The sequence below is a fragment of the Streptomyces sp. NPDC044064 genome, assembly GCF_056434245.1.
Map to the genome: position 1 here is coordinate 48,141 of NZ_JBWKFN010000049.1, position 9,281 is coordinate 57,421.

A 9,281-nucleotide genomic window follows, 5' to 3' on the forward strand; every position below is an offset into this window, starting at 1 on the left:
GACGGCCATGAGCGCGGCTGCGGCCTGCGTCGGGGCTGCGGCCTGGCTGTTGGGCGGGCGGCACTACGGGGTGCGGCGGGCGCGGCTGCTGCTGGCCGGCGGTGGAACGGTGGCGACCGGGCCGCCCACCTGGGAGCAGGCCGCGGCCGAACTGCGGCGGCTGTACGGGAGGTTGGGTGCCGAGTGGTGGTCGCTCGCGGCCGGGCTGCTGCTCGCCGTGCTGGGTTCCTCGGTGATTCCGGCCGTCGCGGGGGCGGCGGGGGTGCCGGTGCTGCGCCGGATGCGGCTGGCCCGAGCGGCCGGGCGGGCCCGGGAAGGGTGCGCGGATGCGGTGATCGGCCTGTGCGGGACGCTCGCCGGCGAGGTACGCGCAGGACGGCAACCCGCCGAGGCACTGCTGCGGGCCGCGCGGGACTCCGGCGGGCTGGGGGACGCGCAGGCGGCCGTCGTCGCGGCGGCGCGGTTCGGCGGGGACGTGCCGGGTGCGCTGGCCGTCGCGGCCCGCCGGCCGGGCGCCGAAGGGCTGCTGGGGCTCGCCGCCTGCTGGCGGGTGGCCGTGGACCAGGGCGCCGGACTCGCCGCCGGGCTCGACCGGCTGGACGCGGCCCTGCGCGCCGAACGGGACCGGCGGGCCGACCTGCGTGCCCAGTTGGCGGGCGCCCGGGCCACGGCACTGCTGCTCGCCGCACTGCCCGCCCTCGGACTGCTCCTCGGCTCGGCCATGGGTGCCGACCCGCTGCGGGTGCTGCTGCACAGCGGGGCCGGGCTGGGCTGCCTGGTGGCCGGGGCGGTGTTCGAAGGGGCCGGGATCTGGTGGGCGGGGCGGATCGTGCGGGGAGCTGAGGCGGTATGAGCGGGGATGTCGTCCACAGGCTGGGGACGGCCACGGCGGCTCTGCTGGCCCTCTGCTGGGCGGTCCGGCGGCTGGACATGACCCTGCGCAGACGCCGGGCGAGGCGCCGGGCGGCCGAGCTGCTGGCCCTGGAGACGGCCGAGTCGGGACCGTTCTTCGAGATCGGCACGGCGGTACGGCGGTGGCTGCCTCTGGCCGGAGCGGTGTGCGGTGCGTGGGTGCTGGTCGGCGGGGTCACCGGTGGGGTCGTGGGGCTCGGCGTCGCCGCCGGACTGTGGCGATGGCGGCGCCGGCAGCCGCAGAACAGCCCGGCGGAGGAGACCGACACGGGCCTGGCCGCCCGCCAACTCCCGCTCGCCGCCGATCTGCTGGCGGCCTGCATCGCGGCCGGCGCCGGTCCGGTGATTGCGGCACAGGCGGTGGGGGAGGCCCTCGGGGGACCCGTCGGGGACGCACTGGCACGGGGGGCTGCGGAGGTGCGGCTGGGCGGCGAACCTGCCGACGCCTGGCGGCGGTTGGCCGCGCTGCCCGGCGCCGGCTCCCTGGCGCGGCTGCTGGGGCGGGCCGACGAGTCGGGGCTGCCGGCGGCGGCGCCTGTCGCCCGACTCGCCGCGGACGCGCGCGGGGAGTGGGCCCGGGATGCCACGGCCCGGGCGCGCCGGGCGGCCGTCATGGTCTCCGCGCCGGTGGGGCTGTGCTTCCTGCCCGCGTTCATCGCCATCGGCGTGCTGCCCGTGGTGATCGGGCTGGCCGGCGCAGTGGTGGGAGGAGGTGGGGGCTGACGGGCGGCGCAGGTTGCGGGTGAGTCGGACATCGGACAACAGAGTCGGAACGAAGGGAGTTCGAGGTGCGGAACCTCAAGGTGCGGGACAGGGCCGTGCGGCTGTGGCTACGTCTGCGGGAGCGGTGCCGCGGGGACGCGGGAATGGTGACCTCCGAGTACGCGATGGGGATCGTCGCGGCAGTGGGGTTCGCCTTGCTGCTCTACGAGGTCGTCACCAGCGGCCAGGTCAAGGCGGAGTTGCAGGCCATCGTGAAGCGAGCCCTCAGTGCGCGGATGTGAGCGAGGGGCGGACCAGGGGTTCGTGACCGCGGAGTCGGCCATCGTGCTGTCCGTGCTGGTGGCGTTCACCATGGCGCTGGTCTGGGCGTTGCTCGTGGTGGCGGCGCAGATCCAGTGCGTGGACGCCGCCCGCACGGGCGCTCGGGCCGCTGCCCGGCAGGACCCGCCCGGCGCGGTCGTGGAGGTTACCCAGGAGGCGGCCCCGCGTGGGGCACGGGTGACGGTCGGCCGGGAGGGCGACCAGATCCACGTGACGGTGGTGGCCGAGCCGCCACTGCTGACCGGCCTGCCGTTCGAGGTACGGGAGGAGGCCGTGGCGGCGGCGGAGGACGCGGTCGGAGCGGGGCCGGACGCGGCTGCGGGGGCCGCGGAGGCGGGGCCGTGAAGGGCGGGCCCGGGCTCGTGGCCCGGCCCGGATTCGCGGCCCTCCCCGGTCTCGGGGACCGGGGAGGCGGGAGCGTGAAACGCCACCCTGGCCGCGGGGATCCAAGGGGTGGAGCCGTGACGCGCCGGCCCCGTGGCGGCCGTGTGGACCCTGGTGGTGGGGCCGAGGATCGCCGTCCCGGCCCTGAGGACCTCGGAGGCAGGGGCCTCAAGCGCCGCAGGCGGGGCCTCCGGGGCTCGGATCGGGGGTCGGCCACCATCTGGAGTCTCGGGGCGATCGCCGTGCTCTGTGCGGTCTTCGGAGCCGTGCTGGCCCTCGGGCAGGCCGTCGTCGTGCGGCACCGGGCGGCCGGCGGTGCTGATCTGGCGGCGCTCGCGGCGGCCGACCACTGGGCCGACGGCGGTGCGGAGGCCTGTGCCCGGGCGGAGCGGGTGGCGGCCGCGCAGGGAGCCCGGCTGGTGCGGTGCGCGATCGTGGGCGAGACCTCGGACGTGACGGCGGCGTCGGGACGGGGGCCGTTCGCGGCGGAGGTCAGGGCCAGAGCAGGGCCGGCGGGGCCGGTGCCGCCGGGACCCCTGCCGTCCGCCGTGCCGGGCGCGGCGGACGCCCCGGACGCCGCATCCCTCAGCCCTCGTCCGGCTTCTCCTGCGGCGCCCCCCGCAACAGCACCGTGAGGAGCCGTACGGCCCCCCTCTTGTGCAGCGGATCGTTGCCGTTGCCGCACTTGGGGGACTGGATGCAGGACGGGCAGCCGGAGTCGCACTCGCAGGAGGCGATGGCCTCCCGGGTGGCGGCGAGCCAGTCGCGGGCGGTGTGGAAGGCACGCTCGGCGAAGCCCGCTCCGCCGGGGTGGCCGTCGTAGACGAAGACCGTGGGCAGGAGGGTGTCGGGGTGGAGCGGCACCGACACGCCGCCGATGTCCCAGCGGTCGCAGGTCGCGAAGAGGGGCAGGAGGCCGATCGAGGCGTGCTCGGCGGCGTGCAGGGAGCCGCCGAGGATCTCCGGGCCGATCCGGGCCTCGTCCAGCTGGTCCTCCGTGACCGTCCACCACACCGCGCGTGTGCGCAGCGTACGAGGAGGGAGGTCGAGTTTCGTCTCGCCCAGCACTTCGCCCGTGATGAGTCGTCTGCGGAGGAAGGAGACCACCTGGTTGGTGACTTCGACGGAGCCGTAGCAGAGGCGGCCGGAGCCCCAGGGCACCTCGATGTCCGTCTCCAGGACGGAGACGGACGTGGTGTCGCGGGCGACCGTCGAGTACGGCGGGTCGGCCTGCTCGACCAGGGCTACCGAGGCCTCCAGGTCGAGGGAGCGGACGAGGTAGGTGCGCCCCTGGTGCAGATGCACGGCACCCTCGTGGACCGAGGAGTGGGCGGCGCCCGCGTCCACTGTGCCGAGCAGGCGTCCCGTGCCCTCCTCCACGACCTGCACCGGCCGCCCGCCCGCGCCCCGGATGTCGGTCAGGTCGGCGGCCCGCTCCCGGCGCGTCCAGTGCCAGGCCTTCGTCCGCCGGCGCAGCAGCTTCGCGGCCTCCAGCTGCGGCAGCAGCTCTTCGCACGCGGGGCCGAAGAGGTCCAGGTCCTCCTCGGTCAGCGGGATCTCCGCGGCGGCGGCGCAGAGGTGCGGGGCGAGGACGTACGGGTTGTCGGGGTCGAGGACCGTGGATTCGACCGGTTGGTCGAACAGGGCCTCGGGGTGGTGGACGAGGAAGGTGTCCAGCGGGTCGTCGCGGGCCACCAGCACCGCCAGGGCGCCCTGCCCGGAGCGGCCGGCGCGGCCCGCCTGCTGCCACAGGGAGGCGCGCGTGCCCGGGTACCCGGCGATCACCACCGCGTCCAGGCCCGAGACGTCCACGCCCAGCTCCAGGGCCGTCGTGGCGGCCAGGCCGAGGAGTTCCCCGGAGTGCAGGGCGCGTTCCAGGGCACGGCGCTCCTCGGGGAGGTAGCCGCCGCGGTAGGCCGCGACACGCCGGACCAGGGATCGGTCCACCTCGGCGAGCCGCTCCTGGGCGATCACCGAGATCAGCTCGGCGCCGCGCCGGGAGCGCACGAAGGCGACCGAGCGCACGCCCTGCACGGTGAGGTCGGTCAGCAGGTCGGCGGTCTCGGCGGTGGCGGTACGCCGGACGGGCGCACCCTTCTCGCCGTGCAGCTCGGTGAGCGGGGGCTCCCACAGGGCGAAGACGAGCTCCCCGCGCGGGGAGGCGTCGTCGGCGACCTCGACCACCGGCAGGCCGGTCAGCCGGCGGGCGGCGACGGCGGGTTCGGCGGCGGTCGCGGAGGCCAGCAGGAAGACCGGCGAGGCGCCGTAGCGGGCGCACAGGCGGCGCAGCCGGCGCAGCACCTGGGCGACGTGCGAGCCGAACACGCCCCGGTAGGTGTGGCACTCGTCGACGACGACGTACTTGAGCGACTTCAGGAAGGAGGACCAGCGGGGGTGGGACGGCAATATGCCCCGGTGCAGCATGTCGGGGTTGGTCAGGACGTAGTTGGCGTACTGACGGACCCACTCGCGTTCCTCGAACGGCGTGTCGCCGTCGTACACGGCCGGGCGTACCGCGGTGCCCAGCGGTTGTGAAAGTTCCTTCACCGACCGGCACTGGTCCGCCGCGAGCGCCTTGGTGGGCGCGAGGTAGAGGGCGGTGGCGCCACGGCCGTTGGGGGCCTCCGAGCCGTCCAGGAGGGCGGTCAGGACGGGCACGAGGTAGGCGAGGGACTTGCCGGAGGCGGTACCGGTGGCGACGACCACCGAATCGCCGTCCAGGGCGTGCTCGGCGGCCAGCGCCTGGTGGGCCCAGGGGTGCTCGATGCCGCCCGCCTGCACGGCCGCGATCACTTCCGAGCGAATTCGATCAGGCCAGACGGCATGCCGACCCGCGCGCGGGGGCAAGTGCTCCGTATGAGTGATGCGCGCGGAGCGGCTCGGCCCGGAGGCGAGCCGGTCCAGAACGGTGCCCGGAGACGGGCGGGACGCCGGGTCCGCCAGGGGTCGATCGGGTCGGTGATTCTTGGCCATCGGCACCGAGTGTGTCACTGGCGTAGCGGACAATGGAGCCAAGGCGTCGTGCACGCCTGCCAGTAAGTGATTGAATGCCATCGCGGCTGGCGATGCGTCCCGGGGGCCGCAAGCCGAGGTGCCCTAGGGACGACCGCTCGATAGCAAGGTGCTGGAGGATCCGTGGACCTGTCCCTGTCGACCCGTACCGTCGGCGATCGTACGGTCGTCGAGGTCGGTGGCGAAATCGATGTATACACCGCGCCCAAGCTGCGCGAGCAGCTGGTCGAGCTGGTGAACGACGGGAATTTCCACCTCGTCGTCGACATGGAGGGCGTGGACTTCCTCGACTCCACCGGGCTCGGCGTACTGGTTGGCGGCCTGAAGCGGGTGCGTGCCCATGAGGGCTCGCTGCGCCTGGTCTGCAACCAGGAGCGCATTCTGAAGATCTTCCGCATCACCGGCCTCACCAAGGTGTTCCCGATCCACACCTCGGTCGAGGAAGCGGTGGCGGCCACCGACTGACAGCGGGCCGATCGCCGGGTCCGGACCGTGCATCGGTCCGGGCGCCGGTCGGTCCCGCCCCGGGCCGGTGTGTCCGGGGCCCAGAAGTTCATCAGGGGGTGTGGGCTCTCGGCGCCCCGCCCCCGGATCGCACGCCCGTAGTCGTGAGGGGGATGCATGGCCACCGTCGAACTCCGCTTCAGCGCGCTGCCCGAGCACGTCCGTACCGCCCGGCTGGTGGCGGCTGCGGTGGCGCGCAGGGCCGGAGTGGACGAGGCCGTCCTGGACGAGGTCCGGCTCGCCGTCGGTGAGGCCTGCTCGCGTGCTGTCGGACTGCACCAGATCAACGCCATCACGGCACCCGTGAAGGTCGCGCTGATCGAGGAGGAGAAACAGTTCTCCATCGAGGTCGGCGACGAGGCCCCGCACGCCGCCCCCGCCGAGAGGGTGGCCGGCGGTGCCGCCGCCGACGCGGACGTGGAGGCGGAGGAGGACGAGATGGGCCTCGCCGTCATCAGCGGCCTCGTGGACGACGTGGAGGTCACCACGGGCGAGAACGGTGGGCTGATCCGTATGAGCTGGCCCACTGCCCCGCCGGCCGCGGCACTCGCCTGAACGACCCCCGCGCACAGCGCATCGAAGGGCCCTGCTGAGCAGGGCCCTTCGTGTTGCTTCCAGCACCGTTTCCGGCGACCCTGGAATTCGTGAATGAATTCACGATCGATAGCCTGATAATTCGATCAAGCATCAATGTGTCCGTCAATGCCTTTGAGGCATTACCACTTTCGGGTTCCCTGGCGCGACCTCGATCATTTGCTGAAGAGCACGAGAAGGCCAATTCCGTTTACCGCGCCCTGTTTAGATCACGTTCGGGTACCTACAATCCGTCCACATCTTGAGCTCAGCCCAAGCGTCAAGGAGGACGAATGGCGGGGCTTTCTACCCCTCATCAGTTGGGCCAACCCACAACCTTCGCAGCAGCGGTCCTGACCGACGACAACCGGATCATCGTGGCGGTGATCGCGGCCGTTGCCCTGGCCGCGCTCGTGGTCGCGGGTGTCCTGGTGCGCCAGGTGCTGGCAGCGGGCGAGGGCACCGACAGCATGAAAGAGATCGCCTCGGCGGTCCAGGAGGGCGCCAAGGCGTATCTCGCCCGGCAGCTGCGCACGCTCGGCGTATTCGCCGTCGTCGTCTTCTTCCTGCTCATGCTGCTGCCGGCGGACGACTGGAATCAGCGCGCCGGCCGGTCGGTGTTCTTCCTGATCGGCGCGTTGTTCTCGGCGGCCACCGGCTATATCGGCATGTGGCTGGCCGTGCGCAGCAATGTCCGGGTCGCCGCGGCGGCGCGGCAAGCGACCCCTGGCCCCGGTGAACCGCAAAAGGATCTCACCACCGTTTCACACACCGCGATGAAGATCGCATTTCGCACGGGCGGCGTCGTCGGCATGTTCACGGTGGGCCTCGGCCTGCTGGGCGCCTCCTGTGTGGTGCTGGTGTACGCGGCCGACGCGCCGAAGGTGCTCGAGGGCTTCGGCCTCGGTGCCGCCCTGATCGCCATGTTCATGCGTGTGGGCGGCGGCATCTTCACCAAGGCCGCCGACGTCGGCGCCGACCTGGTCGGCAAGGTCGAGCAGGGCATTCCGGAGGACGATCCGCGCAATGCCGCGACCATCGCCGACAACGTGGGCGACAACGTCGGCGACTGCGCCGGCATGGCGGCCGACCTGTTCGAGTCGTACGCCGTCACCCTGGTGGCCGCACTGATCCTCGGCAAGGTCGCCTTCGGCGACTCCGGTCTCGCCTTCCCGCTGCTCGTGCCCGCCATCGGCGTGGTCACGGCCATGATCGGCATCTTCGCGGTAGCCCCGCGGCGATCCGACCGCAGCGGCATGACGGCGATCAACCGCGGCTTCTTCATCTCCGCGGTGATCTCCCTCGTCCTGGTCGCGGTCGCGGTCTTCGTCTACCTGCCCGCGAAGTACTCCGACCTCGCCGGCGTCACCGACGCGGCGATCCGGGGCAAGGACGGCGACCCGCGGATCCTCGCGCTGGTCGCGGTCGCCATCGGCATCCTGCTCGCCGCGGTGATCCAGCAGCTGACCGGCTACTTCACCGAGACCAACCGGCGCCCGGTCCGGGACATCGGCAAGACCTCCCTCACGGGACCGGCCACCGTTGTCCTCTCCGGCATCTCGTTGGGTCTGGAATCGGCCGTCTACACCGCCCTGCTCATCGGGCTCGGTGTGTACGGCGCGTTCCTGCTCGGCGGTACGTCGATCATGCTGGCGCTGTTCGCGGTCGCCCTGGCGGGCACCGGTCTGCTCACCACGGTGGGCGTGATCGTCGCCATGGACACCTTCGGGCCGGTCTCCGACAACGCGCAGGGCATCGCCGAGATGTCCGGCGACGTCGAGGGCGCGGGCGCGCAGGTGCTCACCAACCTGGACGCGGTCGGCAACACGACCAAGGCCATCACCAAGGGCATCGCCATCGCCACCGCCGTCCTCGCCGCCGCGGCGCTCTTCGGGTCGTACCGGGACGCGATCACGACCAACGTGCAGGACGTCGGGGCGAAGCTCACCGGGCCGGGTGCGCCGATGAGCCTGTCGCTGGACATCTCGCAGCCCAACAACCTGGTCGGCCTCATCGCGGGTGCCGCGGTCGTCTTCCTCTTCTCCGGACTGGCCATCAACGCCGTGTCGCGCTCGGCCGGTTCGGTGGTCTTCGAGGTGCGGCGCCAGTTCCGTGAGAAGCCCGGGATCATGGACTTCACGGAGAAGCCCGAGTACGGCAAGGTCGTCGACATCTGCACCAAGGACGCCCTGCGCGAGCTGGCCACGCCCGGTCTGCTCGCCGTCATGGCGCCGATCTTCATCGGGTTCACCCTGGGTGTCGGCGCGCTCGGTTCGTACCTCGCGGGCGCGATCGGCGCGGGCACGCTGATGGCGGTGTTCCTCGCCAACTCCGGTGGCGCCTGGGACAACGCCAAGAAGCTGGTGGAGGACGGTCATCACGGCGGCAAGGGCAGCGAAGCCCACGCGGCCACGGTGATCGGCGACACGGTCGGTGACCCCTTCAAGGACACCGCGGGGCCGGCGATCAACCCGCTGCTGAAGGTCATGAACCTGGTGTCCCTGCTCATCGCGCCCGCGGTGATCAAGTTCTCCTACGGCAGCGACAAGAACATCGGTGTACGCATCGCGATCGCGATCCTGGCGCTCGTGGTGATCGTCGTGTCGGTGTACGTCTCCAAGCGGCGCGGCATCGCGGTCGGCGACGACGACGGTGCCGAACGGGTCTCCAACTCGGCTGATCCGGCGGTGGTTTCGTAGGCCGTCCGGAACGGGCCTGCACAACGGGCGGGGGGGGGGGGGGGGGGGGGGGGGGGGGGGGGGGGGGGGGGGGGGGGGGGGGGGGGGGGGGGGGGGGGGGGGCGGGGGTGGGATATATGACTCGCGACGAGAAGAACGAGAGAGGGGGCGGGG

General features: G+C 72.7%; 9 protein-coding genes. 8 read left to right on the forward strand and 1 reads right to left on the reverse strand.

Translation table 11 applies throughout. The features are described 5' to 3' along the window. Positions 1–7: 7 nt before the first annotated feature. The 5 genes from AC07DS_RS44070 (at position 8) to AC07DS_RS44090 (ending at position 2,975) form a co-directional block, all read left to right on the forward strand. Positions 8–853 (forward strand): type II secretion system F family protein, encoded by an 846-nt coding sequence (locus AC07DS_RS44070; RefSeq protein ID WP_479154366.1) that lies wholly within the window; start codon positions 8–10, stop codon positions 851–853. Further along, positions 850–1,635, forward strand: coding sequence for a type II secretion system F family protein (locus AC07DS_RS44075; RefSeq protein ID WP_479154359.1), 786 nt, complete (start codon positions 850–852; stop codon positions 1,633–1,635). The genes AC07DS_RS44070 and AC07DS_RS44075 overlap by 4 nt, the downstream gene beginning before the upstream one ends. 65 nt (positions 1,636–1,700) lie before the next feature. Continuing rightward, positions 1,701–1,916 carry a DUF4244 domain-containing protein gene (locus tag AC07DS_RS44080; protein ID WP_391338732.1) on the forward strand — a complete coding sequence of 72 codons (216 nt, stop codon included), beginning with the start codon at positions 1,701–1,703 and terminating at the stop codon, positions 1,914–1,916. A gap of 22 nt (positions 1,917–1,938) precedes the next feature. Continuing rightward, positions 1,939–2,301 carry a TadE family type IV pilus minor pilin gene (locus AC07DS_RS44085; protein WP_479154360.1) on the forward strand — a complete coding sequence of 121 codons (363 nt, stop codon included), beginning with the start codon at positions 1,939–1,941 and terminating at the stop codon, positions 2,299–2,301. A 257-nt stretch (positions 2,302–2,558) separates the two neighbouring features. Then, a complete protein-coding gene (locus AC07DS_RS44090; protein ID WP_479154367.1) occupies positions 2,559–2,975 on the forward strand; it encodes an Rv3654c family TadE-like protein in 417 nt (138 codons plus the stop codon). Here AC07DS_RS44090 and AC07DS_RS44095 read toward each other — a convergent pair. Further along, a complete protein-coding gene (locus tag AC07DS_RS44095) occupies positions 2,926–5,394 on the reverse strand; it encodes a DEAD/DEAH box helicase (RefSeq protein ID WP_479154361.1) in 2,469 nt (822 codons plus the stop codon). The genes AC07DS_RS44090 and AC07DS_RS44095 overlap by 50 nt on opposite strands. Positions 5,395–5,475: 81 nt before the next feature. On the opposite strand from AC07DS_RS44095, the gene bldG reads away from it, so the two are divergent. The 3 genes from bldG to AC07DS_RS44110 all read left to right on the forward strand — a co-directional run bounded on the left by bldG (position 5,476) and on the right by AC07DS_RS44110 (position 9,128). Then, entirely contained in the window at positions 5,476–5,817 is a 342-nt protein-coding gene (gene bldG, locus AC07DS_RS44100; RefSeq protein ID WP_010986038.1) for an anti-sigma factor antagonist BldG, read from the forward strand. 156 nt (positions 5,818–5,973) lie between these two features. Further along, positions 5,974–6,411, forward strand: a complete 438-nt coding sequence (locus AC07DS_RS44105; protein WP_145885864.1) for an ATP-binding protein — start codon at positions 5,974–5,976, stop codon at positions 6,409–6,411. A gap of 311 nt (positions 6,412–6,722) precedes the next feature. After that, a complete protein-coding gene (locus tag AC07DS_RS44110) occupies positions 6,723–9,128 on the forward strand; it encodes a sodium-translocating pyrophosphatase (protein WP_479154362.1) in 2,406 nt (801 codons plus the stop codon). The last annotated feature ends 153 nt before the right edge of the window (positions 9,129–9,281 follow it).